This window comes from Vibrio sp. S12_S33 (assembly GCF_963889785.1).
Classification (GTDB): Bacteria; Pseudomonadota; Gammaproteobacteria; order Enterobacterales; family Vibrionaceae; genus Vibrio; species Vibrio aestuarianus.
Map to the genome: position 1 here is coordinate 1 of NZ_CAWPQZ010000340.1, position 279 is coordinate 279.

The 279-nt window shown below is 41.9% G+C and carries 1 protein-coding gene; it reads right to left on the reverse strand.

All coding sequences use genetic code 11. The annotated features are described in order from the left end of the window. Positions 1-76 precede the first annotated feature (76 nt). A partial coding sequence (locus AACW06_RS20380; RefSeq protein WP_337923504.1) for a hypothetical protein occupies positions 77-279 on the reverse strand: 203 nt, incomplete at its 5' end.

Below are 279 nucleotides of genomic sequence, written 5' to 3' on the forward strand. Positions count from 1 at the left end.
AGTGGGCGAAATCATGGCGAATGTTAAAGCTATAAACAAAGTCATAGGACTAGGTATGCCCGTCAGAAGCTAACGGCTAGTCATATATGGTGTTATTGTTCTTCAAACTGATTTGATCAACAACGCCTTCGTAGTCAATTCCATCTCCTTTTACATAACGCCCAATTAAGTGGTGAACAACGCACTGGCCAAGCCACTGCATTGCACCATAAAACACTTTACTCAACGCATAGTAAAACTGCCACGCGTTGAGAATCCACTTGAATTGCTTGTTATGTG